Here is a 17,546-nt window from a genome sequence, read left to right as displayed (position 1 = left end):
CCGCATCAACTGTACACATTGGGCGCCCATCGGGGGCCGGGTGCGGCGTGATCACGCCGCACCGGTGACGCGTCTCAGGGGTCTCGCTACATGCTCCGCACGGGCAGCAGCCCGCGCTCGTCGAACACCTTCTTCGCGACGAACGTGGCGTTGAGCGCCTTCGGCATGCCGCAGTAGACCGCGGAGTGCAGGAGCGCCTCGACGATCTCCTTCGGGCGCAGGCCGACGTTCAGGGCGGCGTTGACGTGGACCTCCAGCTGGGGCTCGCAGCCGCCGAGGGCGGTGAGCATCCCCAGGGTGACGAGCTGCCGGTCGCGCGGGGGCAGGCCGGGCCGGTCGTACACCTCGCCGAACCCCCACGCGACGAGGTGGTGTGCGAGTTCCGGGTTGATGTCCGAGAGGGACTCGACGACCCGGAGTCCGGCCTCGCCGTCGATCCGGGTGAGGACCTCTTTTCCGTGCGCGAACCGTTCTTCACGAGTGCGCGCTTCGTCGTTCGCGCTCATCAGTCGTCCTTTCGTCCTGGCCGGGCGGCTGATCGTCACGGCGCTGCCGCCCGACCGGAAGGTGGCGGGCTCCGGCGACCATCTACCTGTTGGTCCATGTATCTGTCTGTAACGATCGATACATGCATGCAGGTTATTTCCGGCCGCACCGGCGCGTCAAGCATGCCAACGGGGCGCTGCCCTCGGCGCGGTGACCGGTGTGGACCCTGCGGCAGTGAACCGACGGGCGATGAGCAGCCCGCCAGGACACGGACCGGAGCCGGTCAGCGACCGGATCCGTCGTCGCAGGAGGCGAGCCCCGAGGCGATCAGGCCCTCCGCGAGGGCGACCGTGGCCTGGGCGAGCTGACGCAGCAGGTGCTGGGTGGACGGCGACGCGGCTTCGTGCGTGAGGAACACACCGTCGAAGCCGGCACCCACGAACTCGACGAGGCCCGCCGCGACGGCCTCGGCGCGCGCCGGTCCGAGGTCGGCGAACGCCTGCTCCAGGGCCGACCGCATGCCGCTCCTCGCCTGGGCGCGCATCCTCGTCACCGCTTCGTTCACGGTGCCGGCGGGGGAGTTGAGCATGAGGATGATCTGGAGGCGCACGAAGTCGGGGTTCCGCTCCAGCGCCCTCATGCCGTTCTGGAAGATCGCCAGGAGCTTGTCGAAGCGGGAGCCCTCCGACGGGATCTCCATCAGGGAGGCCTCCGCGTAGAACCGGGCGTTCCCGCGGTCCATGACCGCGGTCAGGACGCCGACCTTCGACGAGAAGTGCCAGTAGATGGAACTCGCCGGCAGGCCCGACTCCTTGGCGATGGCCGAGATGCTGGTGCCGTCGTAACCACGTGCCGACATCAGTCGCGTGGCGACGTCGAGGATGACTTCCCTGGACCGGTCGCCCAACTCGACTCGTTTGTTCTTCGGCGACGGGCGGCTGGTCATGGTCGTCAGTATAGGCGCTGCGATCACACCGGAACGCAGCGCCGACGAACCGGCGACCGCCTCCGGGCCGGTGTCCTCGTCCCGGCGCCGGCGGAACGGGGCCGCGTCCGGCGGGGCGGCCGACGTCCCGGATCGGGTCGATGGCCGGCGCCGCAGGCCGCGGCAGTCCCGAGCCGGCGGGACCATCCGCCGGAACACCTCCCCGAGAAGGCGTCCCATGGGCAGTCCGGGCACGACCGGAGGCCCGGCGGAAGGCGGCGCTCACGACTCCGGCCGACCCGGCGGCCGGCAGACGCTGCCCGGCGGGTGACAGCGGTGGCCGAGCCGGTCGGCGTGCCCGGTCACGGAACGCCGTACACCCGGACCGGGCGTGGACACGAGGCGTGCGAAGTGGACAAAGCGTGACGAATTATCTTGAGAGGATAGGAACAGGCGCGAAGGGAGGCGGCCACCGCCTCGCGCACGCCCTCGCCCTGGCATCGCGCCGGCCGACGACCCGCCCCCGCGTCGGCCGGCAGGAGAGGCCGAAACGGCAGCGTCGCAGCGCGCGGTGAACCGGCGGGAGGCGATCACTGGATCGGGTGGTCACCCGGTGATTCCGTATCCGATCGCGGGCTCCTCTCCCATGCTGGAGGAGTCAGGACGGCGGATCACGGAAGGGGCCGATCCCGTAGTGCCGACTCACCTTCGCTCCCCATCCGTCGCACTGCTCGCCGCCCTGTGCGCTCTGACCGCCTGCGCGGCCCCGGAGGCGACGCCGCTCGGCAGTGACGACACCGTCAGAGCCGCTCAACTCCTGCTCACCGACCGTTGCCTGACGCGTCAGGGCCTCACCCCGCCGCGTCCGGGACAGCGACCGCCCGCCGTCGAGGAGCAACGCCGCGTCAGCGACGCGCTGTTCGGCGCCGGACGAGCGGAACTCTCCCTGACACTGCCCAGTGGCCACGAGGTACGTCAGCACACCGACGGCTGCCTGGCCCAGGCCCAGCAGCGCCTCTACGGCGACCAGGAACGCTGGTTCCGCGCCTCGACCACCGTCAACAACCTCAAGTCCGAGGCACCGGCGAGCGAGCAGAGCGCCTACCGGGAACTGCGGGCGCACGCCGTCCGCACCGCCCGGTCCCTCCTCCGTTCCGCATCCGAGAAAGGCATGTCCCGATGAAGAAGCCCGCCCTCCTGGCCGCCGCGCTGCTCCTCGCCGCAGGCACGTCCCTCACCGGCGCCGCCACGGCATCCGCCGCCGACTGCCCGAGCGGTCAGTTCTGCGCCTGGGAGCACGTCGACTACCAGGGCCAGCGCGCCAACTGGCACGGCGACGACGGCTGGTGGGAGAGCTACATCGCCGACGCGGACTCCTCGTGGGCGAACCACGGGATCGAGGGCCCGGGCATCCCGGCCTACGTCCAGGTGTACTCGGAAGCCTGGCAGGGAGGACACATGACCCTCTGCCTCGCCCCGGGCCAGGAGGTGAACTGGAACGGCGCCGCCAACGACGACGGGGACTCCCACACCTGGGCCATGGGCTGCTGAGCCTCCCTCGACGGCACACGGGCAGCAGGGAAGCCAGGCCTGCCGCGACGCCGGCCCGGGAAAGGGCCGGCGGTCACGGCCGGGGAACCGAGCACGGCTCATGAGTCCACGACGCCGCCGTCACCTCCCGGACCAGCAGGGTGGGCGCCCACACCGGTCGACGACCGGTGAGCGGCCGGTGCGGGACGAACCGAGGCGAAAGCCGTCGCGAGGCGGGGTCGGCGGCGGCGAAGCTGATCGCCGACAACAGCCCCGCCGACGCCGTCCTCGCGTTGCGCGACTCACTGCGGCAGGCCGCCGCGCCGGACCTGCCCCGCACCCAGGTGCTGGACGTCCTCGAACTCGGCCAGCCGTGCGGGCCCGTGACCCGCGAGCGCCCCGTCCGCACCGCCCGGCCGGACGCTGTCGCAGCCGACTTCACCCTCGGCGCGCCGGCCGAGGACACGGCTCTGCCGGCCGCCGCGTCGACCACCCCCTTGCGCAGCGCGGCCGGCCCGGCCGACTCCCCGGCCGCCCCGGAGGCCGACATCGCCGTGGCCGCCACCGCCCCCGCCGTGGCGGAGGCCGTCCTGCAACCACTCCGCGCCTCCGTCCGAGGCCACGTCACCGGCGACCCGGCCCACTTCCGCGACGCGTTCCCGCCCACCGCTCACATCGAGGGGATCCGGAACGGCGCGTTCGTCTCGTGGCCCCGGACGAGTGTGCGCCCTCTTCCAGGGCCGCCCAACCCCCGACGAGTCGACTCGCTCCCGACACGCCGCCGACGTCCACGGCACCGCCGCGACCGCGACCACGACACTCGCACACGGCCCGGACACGTTCACCGACGTCTTCGCGCTGGTCCACGTCGACGGCGGGTGGCGCATCGCCACCAAGGCCTGCCCCCGGCACCCGGCTCGACAGCGCCAGTGGCCGCCGGCCCACTCCGCGCCTGCCCGGCGTGTCCTGGGGAAGCGGCGTACGCGGGAGCACGGGTCCGACCGGCTCCCGGACGACGACCCGCGCGGGTGGCGGGCGGAGGCCACCGGTGCCGAGGCCCGGGGCGAGGCGTGCGCCGAGCCGGCCGCGGGCTTCGGCGTCGGCGTGGACGGTGGTCAACGCGGGGGTGGCGAAGGCGCCGCAGCCGTTGTCGTCGCAGCCCACGAGGGCCACGTCGTCCGGGACTCGGCGGCCCGGGCCACGCACGGCCCGCAGCACGCGCCGCGCCACGTCGTCGCTGAACCCGGCGACCGCCGTCACCTCCGGTGCTCCGGTGAGGAACGCGTCGACGGCTCTTCGCGCAGGCGGAGCGCCCCAGCGGGGTGACGAAGGCGTCCGGGGCGGGGACGTGCAGGTTCCGCGCGGTCGGTTTCCGAGCTCACGGCCGCCGGCCGTGTCGGATTCGGGCCCGGGAGGGCACCTGGCTCGCCCGGGCCGCCCAGCGGACTCCATAGTTCCCGGGTCATACGACCGACGGTGGTCCGGCCGCCGCCGAGAAGGAGTCCCAAGTGAGTGCAGCAGTGGTGGAACAACCCCGTGACCGGCGTACGGCGACGCTGGTCATGGCCTGTCTGGGGGTGTTCGTCGGGTATCTGCCGGTGACCACGGTGGCGGTGAGTCTGCCGGTGATCCAGCGGGCCCTCGACGCCTCGACCGCGGATCTGTCGTGGGTGTCCGTCGCGTTCGTGCTGCCGGTGGCCGCGCTGATCCTGACCGCCGGGGTCTTCGGCGACGTCCACGGACACAAGAAGGTCTTCCAGGCCGGGCTCGGGTTCTGCGCGCTGGGCGCCGCGGTCGCCCTGTCCGCCCAGTCCGTCACCCAGGTGTGGGCCGGGCAGGCGCTGCTGGGGGTGGGCGCCGCCGCCCTGCTGCCGATGACCCTCGCCCTGATCAGCCACGCCGTACCCGACCCGCGGGAACGGGGCAAGTACATCGGCCTGTGGACGACCTCGCTGATGGGATCCCTCGCCGTCGGCCCGCTCATCGCCGGCGCCATCGTCGAACACGCCGCCTGGCGCTGGATCTACCTGGTGCCCATCCCGTTGTCGCTGCTCAGCATGGTGGTGGCGGCCTTCGTGCTCCAGGAGTCCACGTCCCAGGTGGAGCGGAAGCTGGACTGGCCGGGCCAGATCACCGCGGCGGTCGCGATCGTCGCGCTGGTGTACGGCGTCATCGAGGGCGGGGCCGGCTCCTTCGGTGACCTCCGGGCCGTCGTCGCCCTGGTGGTCGCCGTCTGCTCCGGCGCGGCGTTCGTCGTGTGCGAACGCCGCAGCCCCAGCCCGATGCTCGACCTGACGCTGTTCCGCAGTGCCGCGTTCACCGGGTCCGCGCTGGTCGTCATGATCAGCTTCCTGGGTCTGATCGGCTTCTTCTTCGTCCTCAGCCTGTACCTGGGCATGGTGCAGCACCTCAGCACTCTGGAGTCCGGCCTGCAGCAGCTGCCGGTCACCGTGCTGCCGATGGTGCTGGGCGCCGCGGTGGGACGGCTGATGCGGTACCTGTCGCCGCGCGTGCTGATCACCGGCGGCCTGGTCATCACGGCCGCGGCCTTCCTCGCGCTGACGGACGTCGGGACCGACACGTCCTTCGGCTCGCTGGCCTGGCGCCTGGCCCTGCTGGGCCTCGGACTCGGCCTGGCCTTCCCCTGCATCACCGCGACCGCCGTCTCCTCGGTGCCGCACCACCAGGCGGGCATGGCGGCGGCGGGCAACAACGCCTTCCGCCAGGTCGGCGCCGCCCTCGGTCCGGCCGTGCTGGGCGCGCTGCTCACCAGCGAGGCGGTCGGCACGCTGCCCGGCCACCTGGCCGCCGCCGGGGTGCCGGACCCGACCAGCGGCGAGATCCTGCACGCCGTGGACGCCGAGGGTCTCGGAGCCGTCGCCGGCCTGCCGCTGGGCAGGGCCACTGGACCGGCCCTGCACGCCCTGTCGCAGTCCCTCCTGGACGGGCTCCAGCTGTGCCTGCTGGTGTCGGCCGTGCTCATGCTGTGCGGGGCGGCGGTGGCCGCCTGGCTGTTGCGGCCCGCCAAGGGCGGCGGTCCCGCCGCCACGGCCGCGTCGGGCGGGACCCGGACGACTGAGGGAACCGCCGTAGCGGAGACCGGGCGGCACCGGCACACCACCGCCGGGGCCGCGGCGGCCGATCGCGACTGACACGCACGCCTCCCCGGGCCTGCGGCTGCCGGCTGCCGGCCGCAGGCCCGGGGACGGCCGCCCCGCCGCAGCGGAGCAGCGGGGTGGTGCCGGGCCCACCCGTGGGGACGGGGTGGCACGGCCGCGCGGGTCCCCGGCCGCCCGCCACACGCGGGGCCGGGGACACCGCCGCCGCGTGTCGGACGGCTCAGGGGACCCCGGAGCTGTGTGACCCTCCGCTGAAGAAGCAGGTGCGTCACCCGGAAAGGCGGCCGCGTGTACCAGCCCGACCCACTCGACCTGGGCCTGCTCCAGGCCCTGCAACTGGACGGCCGGGCCCCCTTCAGCCGGATCGCGGACGTCCTCGGCGTCTCCGACCAGACGATCGCCCGCCGCTACCGGCGGCTGCGGACCGAGGTCCGGCTCCGAGTGCTCGGCATGACCGACCAGAGCAGGCTGGGACGCGCCAACTGGATCGTCCGGCTGCGCTGCAATCCCGACGCGGCGGAGCCGTTGGCCGACGCCCTCGCCCGCCGGCCCGACACCTCGTACATCGGCCTGATGTCCGGTGGCACGGAGGTGATGTGCGCGATAAGGCCGCGCAGCCGGCAGGACCGCGACGAACTGCTCCTCGAGCGGCTCCCACGCACCCGCCGCGTCACCTCCGTCGACGCCTACTGCGTGCTGCACCATTTCTACGGCGGGCCGCTCGGCTGGCTCAACAAGATCGACGCCCTGGACGCGGCGCAGGAGAGGGCCCTGCGGCCGCCGCCGGCCGAAACTCCGGCGGACGTGGTCGTCCTGGACGGACTCGACGAGAAACTGCTGGATCTGCTGCGCCAGGACGGCCGTGCGACGGCGACCGGCCTCGCGACGGCGACCGGGCAGACCGAGACCGTGGTCAAGCGGCGGATGAAGGCGCTCCGCGGGCAGGGGGTGCTCTACTTCGACGTCGAGTACGACCACGAGCCGTTCGGGCACGGCACGGAAGCGGTGCTGTGGCTGCGGGTGGATCCGACCCGTCTGCGCTCGGCCGGCCAGGCTCTCGCCGGCCACCGCGAGGTCCGCTTCGCCGCCGCGGTCAGCGGCGAGGCCAACGTCGTCGTCTCGGTGCTGTGCCGCACCACGGAAGACCTGTTCGCCTATCTGGCCGACCAGGTCGGCTCGATACCGGGCGTACGCGCCGTGGAAACCGTCCCCACACTCCGTCAGGTGAAGACCCTCGTCTACGAGCCCCGCCGATGAGGCACGGCGCACAGGTCACCGGATCGGCACAGGGAGCCCGGCCAGCAGGCGTCGCTGATCGTCCAGGGCGCCGACGCGAGCGGCGTCGTCGCCGCGGTGACCGCCGTCCTCAGCCGGCACGGTGGGCGCCACCGCCCACTGCGTCACCGAACGCGCCATGCTCTCCCGCGCGGTGCTGAGGCACGCCGAGGCCCGGGTCGTCCGGGCCAGTGCGGTGGGCCTCGCGGTCAGCCGGACGGGGGATGCGAAGTCCTTGCCGCCCGCCACTGGTCGCCTCGACAATGGCCCGCATACGACGCGTTGACGGCTCGCTGGGAGGAGAGGGAGCGGATGAGCGGATCGCGGCAGGTCGGAAGCGACGACGACAGGCGCCGGCGAGAGGAAGAGAACAGGCGTCGGCTGGACTGGGAGTTCCAGCTGGAGCAGGACCGCCGGCGCAGGGAACAGGAAGCGGCTGCCGCGGCCCAGGCGGCATCTGCTGCCGAAGCCCAGGCCCAGGCCCAAGCCCAGGCCCAAGCCCAGGCCCAAGCCCAGGCCCAGGCCCAGGCGCAAGCCCAGGCCGCGGCGCAGGCGGCAGCTGATGCTCAGGCTCAGCAGCAGTACTCCCAGTACTGGTGAGCCCGGTCCAGCACCGGTCGAGCACTCCGGCAGCCGGCTCTTCCGCGAGCGCGGTGTCCGTGACCCGGCCATAGCCCTCGGATTGGAGAGCGAGCCGCACCCGAGGGCCGGCCGCCGGGGTCAGGCAGGGGCGAGGTCCTTGCGGACCATGACGGTGAACTCGGTCGCCGACACCTCCTTCCGCGTGTCGACGCGGGGGGCCGGGCCGCTGTGGGCGGGGGGTTCGAGGGCGGTGACTTCGGCGGTGGGGAAGTCACCGCCGGCCAGGCCGAGGGTGACGTGGGGCCGGAAGCCGTCCTCGACGATGTCCAGGCCCCGGGTGGTCTCCTCCTGGATCCGGGTGAGCTCCGGGCTGTGCTCGACGCCCAGCCGGACCTGTTCGCCCCTCTGGACGACCTCTTCGTCGTGCCGGTAGGCGGGATTCCTCGCCAGGGTCCAGCTGCCGTGGCGGACGTCCCCGGTCAGGCGGATCGTGGGCGCGGCCCAGGAACGCTCTGGGACCAGGGCCTTGGCCTGTCGGAGCTTGTGCTTGTCGGCGTTGTGCAGGAACCCGAGGGTGATGTGGATGTGCTCGGGGTGCTGAGGGCCGACGACGTCGTCGCAGTGCCGTTGCAGGTCGACCAGCGCATCGACGAGCGCCGGGGGAACGCGCAGACAGAAGAAGGCGTTCGTGGTCTCGCCGTCGGACGAGGTGGCTCTCTTCAGGCCGAGGGCGTCCTCGGCGTCGTCGAGGAATCCGGTCATCGCTGCCTTGGAAGTCGTTGTCGGTGAGTACCCGCCGCCGGGTGGCTACAGGTGCGTGTCCGGTCCCCGGGCGCGCGGACCGGGTCGCAGCCCTCGCGCTCGGCCTCGACGGGATCCGGGGACGGGCTGCGGCAGCGCGTGCCGCCACCGCCCGCACTCCGCCCCTGTCCTGATCCGCACCGCGTCGTCCTCACGTGCACTGCGGTCCGATCACGTGCTGCGGGAGCGCGCCGACGCCTCCTGGCCCAGGTGGGGGAGCGCTGTCACTCCTGCACGCCGACGGCCAGTCACCCTGAGGCGGCTGGGGAGGACCCTGCGACGGTCACCGGGTCCTGAAGCGGCGGAAGAGGTTGCGGGCCACGTACACGCCCGGGCCGCCGAAGCCGACGATGTCGACGCGTCCGTCACCGGTGATGTCGGCGAGGAAGCGGGGGTGGTGGCCGACGCGCCAGGCGCCGGCGTCCTCGTCGTACCCGAAGCCGCGGCACACCAGCTGGGCCTGCTCGAACCGGCCGTCGCCGCGGCTGTGCGAGACCCAGACCCCCTCGTCGCCGAAACCGACGATGTCCGGGTTGCCGTCGCCGGTGACGTCGGCGAGGAGGCGGAGGTGCTTCCCGCTCGTCCACCCCTGGGCCGACCCGAAGTCGTTCAGGACCAGCTGCGGGGGTTCGAACGTGCCGTCGCCGCGCCCGCGCGAGACGGCGACGCCCTGCGGGCCGAACCCGACGACGTCCACCGCTTTGCCGACGGTGGTCCCGACCAGGAACCGGGGGTGCTCCTCGACCGAGCTCCACCCCTGGTCGGCCCCGAAGTCGTCGAGGACGTACAGGGGGTCGGTGAACGTGCCGTCCTCGTCCTGGAGTGAGATCCAGACGCCGTCGTCGTGGCAGCCGACGATGTCGAGCCTGCCGTTGCCGGTGGTGTCGGCGAGGAAGCGGGGGTGCTTGTCGGCACGCCACCCGCCGGCCTTCTCGTCGTGGCCGAAGGCCCGCAGCACCGGTTCGCCGGCGATCGGTGCGAACGTGCCGTCCTCGTCCTGGAGTGAGATCCAGACGCCGTCGTCGTGGCAGCCGACGATGTCGAGCCTGCCGTTGCCGGTGGTGTCGGCGAGGAAGCGGGGGTGCTTGTCGGCACGCCACCCGCCGGCCTGCTGTCCGTGTCCGAACGCCGTCAGGGCCGGCTCGCCGGCCGCGGGCGCGAACGTCCCGTCCTCGTCCTGCGGGGACACACGGACACCGTCGGCGCAGAGCACGACGGCGTCGGGCCTGCCGTCGCCCGTCGTGTCCGCGAGGGTCCACAGGTCCGCGGGGCTCGGGGAGGGTACGGGCCGGTGCAGGACGCGCTCGTCGTCGAACGTGCCGTCGCCCCTGCTGGACGACGTCACCGCCCCCTTGGCGGGTGCGAGTCCCACGATGTCCGCGCGGCCCGTTCCCGTGGTGTCCGCGAGGAACCGTTCGCCGAGCCCGGCCCACCAGCCCGGCTGCCCGCTGTGCGCGCGGTCGGCTCCGGCGCTCTTCCACCCGCCGGCGTCCTGGTCGCTCCCGAACCGTTCGAGGACCAGCAGCATGTCGCTGAAGGAGGGCGTCGCCCCGGGGGCCGGCCGCAGCGCGGCCGAGCGGGTCAGCCGCCAGGACCGGCGGCCGTTCCAGTGGCTCAGCGGGGCCCAGCGCAGCACGGGATCGCTGGTGCGCTCGGGCTCGGCCGGCACGAACCGCCACCGCTGGCTCTCCGCGCTGTCGTCGTACTCGCGCAGAACGACCGGGGTGTCCTCGTCGCCGGGGTCGCCCAGGTCGAGGACGGCGCCGTCGGTCGTGTTCTCGATGAAGCAGAGGCCCGCTTCGCCCTCCACGGGCACGACGTGCCACCGCTGGCTCCTGCTGCCGGCCGCGGCGTCCGCCTGGCGGACGCCGCGATCCGCGGCGGCGGGGCCGTCGAGCACCTTGCCGCTGACCGCGTTGCGGATCACATACGCATGGTCGCCCTCTCCCTGGGCGGCCTGCACGGGGGCGAGCCGCCACTGCTCCGGGCCCGGGCCGCCCTCGGGGACGTCACGGACGACGAGTGCCCCGTCCGCGCCCGGCGCGTCCGCGACGCCGAGGGACTTCCCCGTGGCGGCGTGGACGATCTCCAGCTTCAGTTCTTCCGTGGGCACGGGCATCGTGGTGCCTCTTCCAGACGGTGCGGACGTTGGCTCGGGTCGGGTGTGGCACGGCGACGGCCGCGGATCACGTGAAGACGTGGTGGTACGGGACGTTCCACTCGCTGGGCAGCCGCGGGTAGAGCGTGTTGATGACCGTCCCGGTGAAGTCCCCGCCCCAGTTGTAGGTCAGGCGCACCTCGCTGTCGGCCGTCACCGCGTGGTCCTTGAACCCGAGGATGGCGTCGGGGTGGGTGATCGGCACGAAGGTGATGCCGCCCCACGGCGTCACCGTCACGATCCAGAGCTGGGTGTCCTCGGGCGCGCCGTTCTTGCCGCGCCACAGGTCGTCCACCTTGTCGGGAAGGCCGACCTGGACGGTGTCGGCGGTGCTCTTGGGGGCCTCCTGGTGGACGGTGATGCGCCGGCGCCGCGGCTTGGGCACGCCGTCGTCACCGCGCCCGGCGTCGGTGTCGCTCGCACTGGCGGGCCGGGGCGGCACCTGGCCCGCGGCGCTCTCGACGAAGTACAGCGGACGCTGACCGAAGAACCCTGCCGGGGTGACGTACCAGAGGTGGCCCTGCGCCTCCTTGGTGGCCGGGTCGAGCGCGGTGGCCAGCTCGACCCCCTTGTCGTGGCTCTCCTCCTTCAGCTCGGCAGGCCGCAGGTAGCCGCCGTTGAAGGCGTGGACGAGCATGACCGGCCGGTTCTCGACCAGCGCCGCCACGATCGCGTTGTCGTAGCTGTTCACCGCCACCGGGCCGCCGACCACCAAATTCGCCATCGTCGTGCGTTCTTGGGTGTACATCGCGGAAACCTCACTTGTTCTGGAAGTGGAGAACATGCGTCGGACGTTCAGTGCAGTGGTCCCATTGCACGGCATTACCGCAAGTGAAATAGATCTCAGCCGAAAGATCTGGTGGAAAGTATCGGCCGAGCAATCGACAGTGCCGCAACTTACCTTCACGCCAACCCGGTTGAGAGCCGTCCACGAGCGTTGTTCACTCGATTGAGCGTGATGTGCGCAGCCGTCTTCCCGGGAAATAGAGCCCCTGATACTTTCGATTTTCGGCATACGCGCAGATTGCTGTTCACCTTTTCACCGAGTGCGGTTCTGTCAGACCAGTCAAGGACGGGGAATGCCTTCCAACGCGTACAACCTGGCCCGGGCCAAGCGTCAGCCGCTGACGAAGAGGAACCTGCGGGAGCTGAACATCGCGCAGACCTGGCAGTCCATCCTGGACCACCCGAATCTGGTCTACGTCGACGACTACGGCGCACGGCACCAGCCGGTCGGGTTCTCCGTGAACAAGTCGAGCTTCGGCGCTTTTCCCGGCACCGCTTTCCAACTGGGCTGGCTCGCCTACATGAACCTCGGGGAGCCGCTGATCGAGGAGCGGCGCAACATCGACCAGCCCCCGCCCGACACGTTCTCCTCGCGCGCCTACGTCAACCGCAGCCAGACGTCCCCGATGACCTTCACCGACTCGGTCGATTTCACCGTGTCGAACGGGGTCACGTGGTCGCTCCACGGGGACGCCAAACTCACCTTCGGCGGCAGCGTCAGCGCGCAGTTGCAGTTGCAGTTGCAGAATCAGCTCAAGATGGACCTCCAGACGCAACTCCAGACACAGCTCCGGAACGACATGGCGAACAAGAACGCCGACACCACGACCAACAAGAACAGCAAAGACAACATGGGAACGGACAAGTCCAACACCACCGAGACGACCACGACGAATTCCGCGGCGAACTCCGCGACGAACGCGGTGACGAATTCGGTGGCGTTCACGACCCAAGGCAGCGCCACCGGCAGCGCGACGCTCAACGCGCAGCTGGCGCTGGGCATCGCCGCCACCGTCGGCGGTTCCCTGAGCACCAGCTGGGCGTCGAAATCACAGATCTCCGGCCAGGTCCCGCCGGGCTCCCGCGTGGAGACGATCGCCACGCAGCGGCGTTGCCGCAAGCTGTACCGCTACGAGATCCCGGTGACCTTCTCCGGACTGATCGCGGTGAAGTACGACGTGCCGGTGGCGGTGCTGTCTCCCCCGCAGCCCGGGGACTACCCCGGCCTCGCCCACGTGGTCGCCCGCCCCATCGGCGACATCGACCTGGCCGGCGGCGGCTTCCTGATGCACGGGTGGGCCGAGGTCGTCTCCGCCCTGGACGTCCACCACACGATGTTCGACTCCGAGAGCCTGACCGACAGCCACCGAGCGCTGCACAAGCAGCCTTCACCGGATGACCAGGGGTGACGACCATGGTGTTCGACAACATCTTCCAGTCCGCCAGCAAGGGCGCGGGGCTCTTCTCGGTGACCACCGACGGTGCCAGGCCACAGCCGGGCGCGGACGTCGACTTCGAGGACGCCGACGACGACACATACGACGACACGAGCACGAGCCTGTTCAGCAACGCGATCCATGGCGCCACCTCCCGCGCGAAGATCGTGCAGGAGCAGTCACCCGAAGCACGGGCCATCCTGGGCTTCCTCGGCTCCTTCATCCAGACCACCCAGGCATCGGCCGGCGCGCAGGCCCAGTACGCCCGGGACCCCGGCTCGGTGTCCACGGCGGCGGACGCCGGCATGCAGCAGGCGAGCAGGACGGTGACGAAGCACAGCGGCCTGCAGAAGGACGAGGACCTGGCGAACACACCGAGGAAGAGCGACTACACCAAGGCCCCCAAAGCACCGGAGGCCCCCAAGGCGTCCGAACCGAGCGCCGAGGACCCGTCCGGTTCCCCGTAGTACCCGGCAGCCGAGGGGGCAGGGGCGAAGCCGTCCCTGCCCCCTCGTGCGTCACACGGTGAGCAACTGCCACTGCCGCTCCCGGTGATCACCCTCCGCCCCGTGCTGCCTGATCACCGTGCGGGCGTTGGTGTCGGCCCGCAGAAGCAGACCACTGTTCCGGTTCGCGATCTCGTACACCCGCGGGGTGCCGTTCCCTGGGCCCACCGGGATCAGCCTCCAGTGCTGATGGCGTGCGTCGGCACCCTCGTAAGCGCGCTGCGCGACCACCGCCCCGGCCGCCTCCTGCGCTCCGACGACCTCCAGGACCTTGCCGCTGCGCACGTTCTCGATCGTGTACAGGACATCGCCGTCGTCCCGGCCCGCGACGACCAGCCGCCACCGCTGGTGATCCCTGGCGACGGCGAGGGACTGGTGCACCTCGGCCCCGTCTCTGGTGGACTCACGCAGGATCGCCATCCGCAGTCTGCTGCGGACGTTGGCCCACGAGACCACCGTGCCCGACGCGGGCAGCCCGGCCATGTCGGCCAACGCGACCTTGCGGACCCGGTTGTTGACGTAGTCGGCGATGCAGAGGGAGCCGACGCAGTCCACAGCGAGCCCGAGCGGGTAGTTCAGCCGGGCCGAGGCCGCCGGGCCGTCGTCGCCGCCGAAGCCCTCGGTGCCCGTGCCGGCGACCGTGCTGATCGTGCCGTCCGCCGTGATCTGCCGGATCCGGTGGTTGTTGTGGTCGGAGACGTAGAGGGTGCCGGTGCTGTCCACCGCCACACCCAGCGGGAAGTTCAGCCGGGCCGAGGCCGCCGGGCCGTCGTCGCCGCCGAAGCCCTCGGTGCCCGTCCCGGCGACCGTGCTGATCGTGCCGTCCGCCGTGACCTTCCTGACCCGATGGTTGTCGGCGTCGGCGACGTAGAGGTCACCCGCGCCATCCACCGCCACTCCGCACGGGCCGTTCAGCTGGGCCGAGACGGCCGCGCCGCCGTCCCCGCCGAATCCCGCGGCCCCGGTCCCCGCGACCGTGCTGATCTTCCCGTCGGAGGTGACCTTCCGGATCCGGTGGTTGTTGTTGTCGGCGATGTAGAGGGTGCCGGTGCCGTCCACCGCGATGCCGTACGGGTAGCTCAACTCGGCGGCGGTGCGAGACCGTCGTCGCCGCCGAACCCCTCGGTGCCCGTGCCGGCGACCGTGCTGATCTTCCCGTCGGAGGTGACCTTCCGGATCCGGTGGTTGTCGGCGTCGGCGATGTAGAGGGCGCCGGTGCCGTCCACCGCAACCTCACGCGGGCTGTTCAGCTGGGCCGAGACGGCCGCGCCGCCGTCCCCGCCGAATCCCGCGGCCCCGGTCCCCGCGACCGTGCTGATCTTCCCGTCCGTGGTGACCTTCCGGATCCGGTGGTTGTCGTTGTCGGCGATGTAGAGGGTGCCGGTGCTGTCCACCGCGACCCCGTACGGACGGTTCACGCGAGCTGAGACGGCAGGCCCGTCGTCCCCTTCGAACCCGGCGTCCCCCGTCCCTGCGACCGTTCTGATCGGAGGGGCGAAGCGCTCACCATCTGCGGCTGCCGCGTGGGCAGTGCTCATCGTCATCCCTTCACTTCTTCGGCGGGCCGGTGATCACTGGTCGATCGTGTACCGCAGGGTCATGGGGGTGCCGCCACGCCTGATGTCCACGGGCACGGTGGCCCCGGCCCGCCTGCCGGCGAGGGCGGCGTTGAGGGATGCCGGCGAGGTGACGGGCTGCCCGTCGACGGCGGTGACGATGTCGTTGACCATGAACCCCGCGGCGGCGGCGTGCACGTCGGGGTCGACGAACCGGACCCGGGCACCTCCGCCCCCGGGGGCGTTGCCGGCGTACCCGCCGAAGGCACCCGGGGTGCCCGGGGTGATGTCGACGTCCAGGGGCACCGTCACGCCTTCGGCGGTGAGGCTCCCGCTGAACCGGCCGCCCGCCAGGGGCGCGTCGTCGTTGGCGGCGACGTAGACCGTCCACGGCCAGATCCAGTGGTAGCGGCTCTGGAGGTCGAGGGTGGCGGACGAGCCGTCGGCGGCGATGCTCACCGGACAGGCGAGGCCCCTGCAACGGGGATCCACCTGGGTGATGCGGGTGTACTGCGGGGCCTGGACCGTGATCCGGCCGGGATCATGCACCTGCCGGTCCGGTGGGAAGTCGACGGGCCTGGCCGGCCCGGGAGCGTCCAGTCCGGGGACGTTCGACTGAGGAGTCACCGCCCGGACCGCCGCGGTCCTGCCGGACTTCGCCGCAGCGGTGGCCGCGGGCACCGTGCCCCCTGCCAGCAGGCTCGCCCCGAGTGCGAGCACGGTGCATGCCGTCATGGGTCTGCGCATGGATCCCTCCCCAAGTCGGTACTACTGAAAGTAGTCATCCGATAGCACAAGATAACCGCACGCCCGGATGGCATCAATCAGGTATTAACTAGTCATATAACGCGCCAACTCCCCGGGACGGCCCGCCGATCGGCCGGTGATCTCGAAGCGCGGGACAGGACACCTCGCGCGAGGCGCCGCCCCGGCGATCCGGACCGACTTCGATGCGACCCGTAGGTAAACAATTGCGCAATTACCAGACATACCACTAGATTCCTCGCCGTCGCTTCAAGGTGTCACCGGCAGACGGGGCAGAGGATGAGCACGGACGACGGCGTAGCGGTGACGACCGGGATCGCACGACTGCACGCGTCACCCGGACTCGCCGGACCCGGCCGGCTCGGGCTGGTGACCAACCACACCGGCGTCCTGCCCGACCTGCGCCCGGCCGCACCCGCGCTGCTGGAGGCCGGTGTGCGACTGGTCGCCCTGTTCGGCCCCGAACACGGGCTGCACGGGACCGGTCAGGCCGGCGAGAGCGAGGCCGCGCAGGCGGACCCCACCACCGGGCTGCCGGTCCACGACACGTACCGGCGCAGCGGCGAACTCCTCGACAAACTGCTGATCGACAGCGGTGTCGACGCCCTGGTGTACGACCTGCAGGACATCGGGGCCAGGTTCTACACCTACGTGTGGACCATGTACGACCTGATGGTCTCCGCGGCCCGCACCGGCGTACGCTTCGTGGTCGCCGACCGGCCCAATCCGCTCGGTGGAGGCGTCAGTGAGGGCCCCCTGCTCGATCCGGCGTGGGCCAGTTTCGTCGGGCGTGCCGCGGTTCCCGTCCGGCACGGGCTCACCTGCGGCGAACTCGCGCGGTGGCTCAACGCCTCGGACGTCCCCCACGAGGCGGGACGGGCCGCCGACTTGACGGTGATCGAGGTCGTCGGCTGGTGGCGCGCCATGGACGCGGCGGCGACCGGACTGCCGTGGATCGCGCCCTCGCCGAACGTCCCGACGCCCGCCACCGCCGCCGTCTACCCCGGGACGTGCCTGTTCGAGGGCACGAACCTCTCGGAGGGCCGGGGCACCACGCAGCCGTTCGAGATCGTCGGGGCCCCGTACGTCGACGCGCGGTTCGCGGCCTCGCTCGCCGCACTCGACCTGCCGGGCGTGCGCTTCCGTGACCTGTGGTTCGTGCCGGCGTTCCACCGGCACGCCGGGCGGCGGCTGCGCGGAGTGCAGCTCCACGTCACCGACCGCGAGGTCTTCGCTCCCGTACGCACCGCCGTGGCGATGCTCGGGACGCTGCGGGAGCTGTACCCGGACCATTTCGCGTGGCGCGCCGCCGACAGCGGCGTGGAGGGAGGCGACCAGCGTCCCTTCATCGACCTGCTGTGGGGGTCCGACCGGCTGCGGCGCGCCGTCGACGCGGGCGACGACCCGCCGGCGCTGTGCGACCCGCCGGCGCCGCCCACCCGCTGGGCCGGCGAGGACGTGCTGCTCTACCCGTGAGCGGTCCGCCGCACCGCGCGGCCGCGGCCGTGTTCGTGACGGAAGCGGACGCCGGCGCGGAACCGACAGCCGCCACGGGCTCCCCGGGCCCCACCGAACCGAGGCAGCTCCGCGGGCGACCCTCGACGCCGCCCCCGGCCTGCGT

The 17,546-nt window shown here is 71.9% G+C and carries 16 protein-coding genes and 3 pseudogenes; 10 read left to right on the top strand and 9 right to left on the bottom strand.

From position 1 onward, the window contains the following. Nucleotides 1-86: 86 nt before the first annotated feature. Nucleotides 87-506, bottom strand: a complete 420-nt coding sequence (locus tag ACFF45_RS12240) for a carboxymuconolactone decarboxylase family protein (protein ID WP_381345630.1) — start codon at nucleotides 504-506, stop codon at nucleotides 87-89. A 263-nt stretch (nucleotides 507-769) separates the two neighbouring features. Continuing rightward, nucleotides 770-1,432: a TetR/AcrR family transcriptional regulator gene (locus tag ACFF45_RS12235; protein ID WP_381345628.1), complete on the bottom strand. Its 663-nt coding sequence runs from the start codon at nucleotides 1,430-1,432 to the stop codon at nucleotides 770-772. Between the two features lie 673 nt (nucleotides 1,433-2,105). Here ACFF45_RS12235 and ACFF45_RS12230 point away from each other — a divergent pair. From ACFF45_RS12230 to ACFF45_RS12215, 4 genes and pseudogenes are all read left to right on the top strand, one after another. Continuing rightward, entirely contained in the window at nucleotides 2,106-2,594 is a 489-nt protein-coding gene (locus ACFF45_RS12230; protein WP_381345627.1) for a hypothetical protein, read from the top strand. Then, nucleotides 2,591-2,962, top strand: a complete 372-nt coding sequence (locus ACFF45_RS12225; RefSeq protein WP_381345626.1) for a peptidase inhibitor family I36 protein — start codon at nucleotides 2,591-2,593, stop codon at nucleotides 2,960-2,962. The genes ACFF45_RS12230 and ACFF45_RS12225 overlap by 4 nt, the downstream gene beginning before the upstream one ends. 140 nt (nucleotides 2,963-3,102) lie before the next feature. Continuing rightward, nucleotides 3,103-3,600, top strand: a pseudogene (locus tag ACFF45_RS12220) (nuclear transport factor 2 family protein); the annotation flags it as partial. A gap of 61 nt (nucleotides 3,601-3,661) precedes the next feature. Further along, nucleotides 3,662-3,781, top strand: a pseudogene (locus tag ACFF45_RS12215) (nuclear transport factor 2 family protein); the annotation flags it as partial. Nucleotides 3,782-4,018: 237 nt separating this feature from the next. Here the strand turns inward: ACFF45_RS12215 and ACFF45_RS12210 are convergent. Further along, nucleotides 4,019-4,393: pseudogene (locus ACFF45_RS12210) on the bottom strand (substrate-binding domain-containing protein); the annotation flags it as partial. Nucleotides 4,394-4,503: 110 nt separating this feature from the next. Between ACFF45_RS12210 and ACFF45_RS12205 the strand changes: the two are divergent. The 3 genes from ACFF45_RS12205 (at nucleotide 4,504) to ACFF45_RS12195 (ending at nucleotide 7,935) form a co-directional block, all read left to right on the top strand. Then, nucleotides 4,504-6,093, top strand: coding sequence for an MFS transporter (locus ACFF45_RS12205; protein WP_381345688.1), 1,590 nt, complete (start codon nucleotides 4,504-4,506; stop codon nucleotides 6,091-6,093). Between the two features lie 255 nt (nucleotides 6,094-6,348). After that, nucleotides 6,349-7,317 (top strand): Lrp/AsnC family transcriptional regulator, encoded by a 969-nt coding sequence (locus ACFF45_RS12200; protein ID WP_381345624.1) that lies wholly within the window; start codon nucleotides 6,349-6,351, stop codon nucleotides 7,315-7,317. 330 nt (nucleotides 7,318-7,647) lie between these two features. Beyond that, on the top strand, nucleotides 7,648-7,935 hold the full coding sequence (locus ACFF45_RS12195; protein ID WP_381345622.1) for a hypothetical protein: 288 nt from the start codon (nucleotides 7,648-7,650) through the stop codon (nucleotides 7,933-7,935). Between the two features lie 120 nt (nucleotides 7,936-8,055). On the opposite strand, the gene ACFF45_RS12190 is transcribed toward ACFF45_RS12195, so the two are convergent. The 3 genes from ACFF45_RS12190 to ACFF45_RS12180 form a co-directional block, all read right to left on the bottom strand. Further along, nucleotides 8,056-8,679 (bottom strand): 2'-5' RNA ligase family protein, encoded by a 624-nt coding sequence (locus ACFF45_RS12190; RefSeq protein ID WP_381345620.1) that lies wholly within the window; start codon nucleotides 8,677-8,679, stop codon nucleotides 8,056-8,058. A gap of 322 nt (nucleotides 8,680-9,001) precedes the next feature. Then, nucleotides 9,002-10,837, bottom strand: a complete 1,836-nt coding sequence (locus ACFF45_RS12185) for an FG-GAP-like repeat-containing protein (protein WP_381345619.1) — start codon at nucleotides 10,835-10,837, stop codon at nucleotides 9,002-9,004. Nucleotides 10,838-10,904: 67 nt separating this feature from the next. Continuing rightward, the gene (locus ACFF45_RS12180) at nucleotides 10,905-11,624 is read right to left on the bottom strand and encodes a hypothetical protein (RefSeq protein ID WP_381345617.1); all 720 of its coding nucleotides are present in this window, start codon (nucleotides 11,622-11,624) and stop codon (nucleotides 10,905-10,907) included. Nucleotides 11,625-11,955: 331 nt separating this feature from the next. Between ACFF45_RS12180 and ACFF45_RS12175 the strand changes: the two genes are divergently transcribed. Both ACFF45_RS12175 and ACFF45_RS12170 read left to right on the top strand, forming a co-directional pair. Beyond that, nucleotides 11,956-13,071, top strand: a complete 1,116-nt coding sequence (locus ACFF45_RS12175) for a flagellar basal body L-ring protein FlgH (RefSeq protein WP_381345615.1) — start codon at nucleotides 11,956-11,958, stop codon at nucleotides 13,069-13,071. A gap of 5 nt (nucleotides 13,072-13,076) precedes the next feature. Continuing rightward, nucleotides 13,077-13,565 (top strand): hypothetical protein, encoded by a 489-nt coding sequence (locus ACFF45_RS12170; protein ID WP_381345687.1) that lies wholly within the window; start codon nucleotides 13,077-13,079, stop codon nucleotides 13,563-13,565. Nucleotides 13,566-13,616: 51 nt separating this feature from the next. On the opposite strand, the gene ACFF45_RS12165 is transcribed toward ACFF45_RS12170, so the two are convergent. From ACFF45_RS12165 to ACFF45_RS12160, 3 genes are all read right to left on the bottom strand, one after another. Beyond that, complete coding sequence (locus ACFF45_RS12165; protein WP_446697132.1) at nucleotides 13,617-14,687, bottom strand: RICIN domain-containing protein; 1,071 nt, start codon at nucleotides 14,685-14,687, stop codon at nucleotides 13,617-13,619. Next, nucleotides 14,684-15,022, bottom strand: a complete 339-nt coding sequence (locus ACFF45_RS35640) for an NHL domain-containing protein (RefSeq protein WP_446697131.1) — start codon at nucleotides 15,020-15,022, stop codon at nucleotides 14,684-14,686. The genes ACFF45_RS12165 and ACFF45_RS35640 overlap by 4 nt, the downstream gene beginning before the upstream one ends. 153 nt (nucleotides 15,023-15,175) lie before the next feature. Continuing rightward, on the bottom strand, nucleotides 15,176-15,907 hold the full coding sequence (locus tag ACFF45_RS12160; protein WP_381345613.1) for a PDZ domain-containing protein: 732 nt from the start codon (nucleotides 15,905-15,907) through the stop codon (nucleotides 15,176-15,178). A gap of 297 nt (nucleotides 15,908-16,204) precedes the next feature. Here ACFF45_RS12160 and ACFF45_RS12155 point away from each other — a divergent pair, with 297 nt between their 5' ends. Continuing rightward, nucleotides 16,205-17,401, top strand: a complete 1,197-nt coding sequence (locus ACFF45_RS12155) for an exo-beta-N-acetylmuramidase NamZ family protein (RefSeq protein WP_381345611.1) — start codon at nucleotides 16,205-16,207, stop codon at nucleotides 17,399-17,401. The last annotated feature ends 145 nt before the right edge of the window (nucleotides 17,402-17,546 follow it).

The organism is Streptomyces cinereospinus, assembly GCF_042430725.1.
GTDB lineage: Bacteria > Actinomycetota > Actinomycetes > Streptomycetales > Streptomycetaceae > Streptomyces > Streptomyces cinereospinus.
This window is presented reverse-complemented; position numbering and strand designations above follow the sequence as displayed.

Coding starts and splice junctions, on each gene's coding strand:
- ACFF45_RS12240 (WP_381345630.1), bottom strand. CDS start 506: ATGAGCGCGAACGACGAAGCGCGCACTCGTGAAGAACGGTTCGCGCAC.
- ACFF45_RS12235 (WP_381345628.1), bottom strand. CDS start 1,432: ATGACCAGCCGCCCGTCGCCGAAGAACAAACGAGTCGAGTTGGGCGAC.
- ACFF45_RS12225 (WP_381345626.1), top strand. CDS start 2,591: ATGAAGAAGCCCGCCCTCCTGGCCGCCGCGCTGCTCCTCGCCGCAGGC.
- ACFF45_RS12205 (WP_381345688.1), top strand. CDS start 4,504: ATGGCCTGTCTGGGGGTGTTCGTCGGGTATCTGCCGGTGACCACGGTG.
- ACFF45_RS12195 (WP_381345622.1), top strand. CDS start 7,648: ATGAGCGGATCGCGGCAGGTCGGAAGCGACGACGACAGGCGCCGGCGA.
- ACFF45_RS12190 (WP_381345620.1), bottom strand. CDS start 8,679: ATGACCGGATTCCTCGACGACGCCGAGGACGCCCTCGGCCTGAAGAGA.
- ACFF45_RS12185 (WP_381345619.1), bottom strand. CDS start 10,837: ATGCCCGTGCCCACGGAAGAACTGAAGCTGGAGATCGTCCACGCCGCC.
- ACFF45_RS12180 (WP_381345617.1), bottom strand. CDS start 11,624: ATGTACACCCAAGAACGCACGACGATGGCGAATTTGGTGGTCGGCGGC.
- ACFF45_RS12175 (WP_381345615.1), top strand. CDS start 11,956: ATGCCTTCCAACGCGTACAACCTGGCCCGGGCCAAGCGTCAGCCGCTG.
- ACFF45_RS12170 (WP_381345687.1), top strand. CDS start 13,077: ATGGTGTTCGACAACATCTTCCAGTCCGCCAGCAAGGGCGCGGGGCTC.
- ACFF45_RS12160 (WP_381345613.1), bottom strand. CDS start 15,907: ATGCGCAGACCCATGACGGCATGCACCGTGCTCGCACTCGGGGCGAGC.
- ACFF45_RS12155 (WP_381345611.1), top strand. CDS start 16,205: ATGAGCACGGACGACGGCGTAGCGGTGACGACCGGGATCGCACGACTG.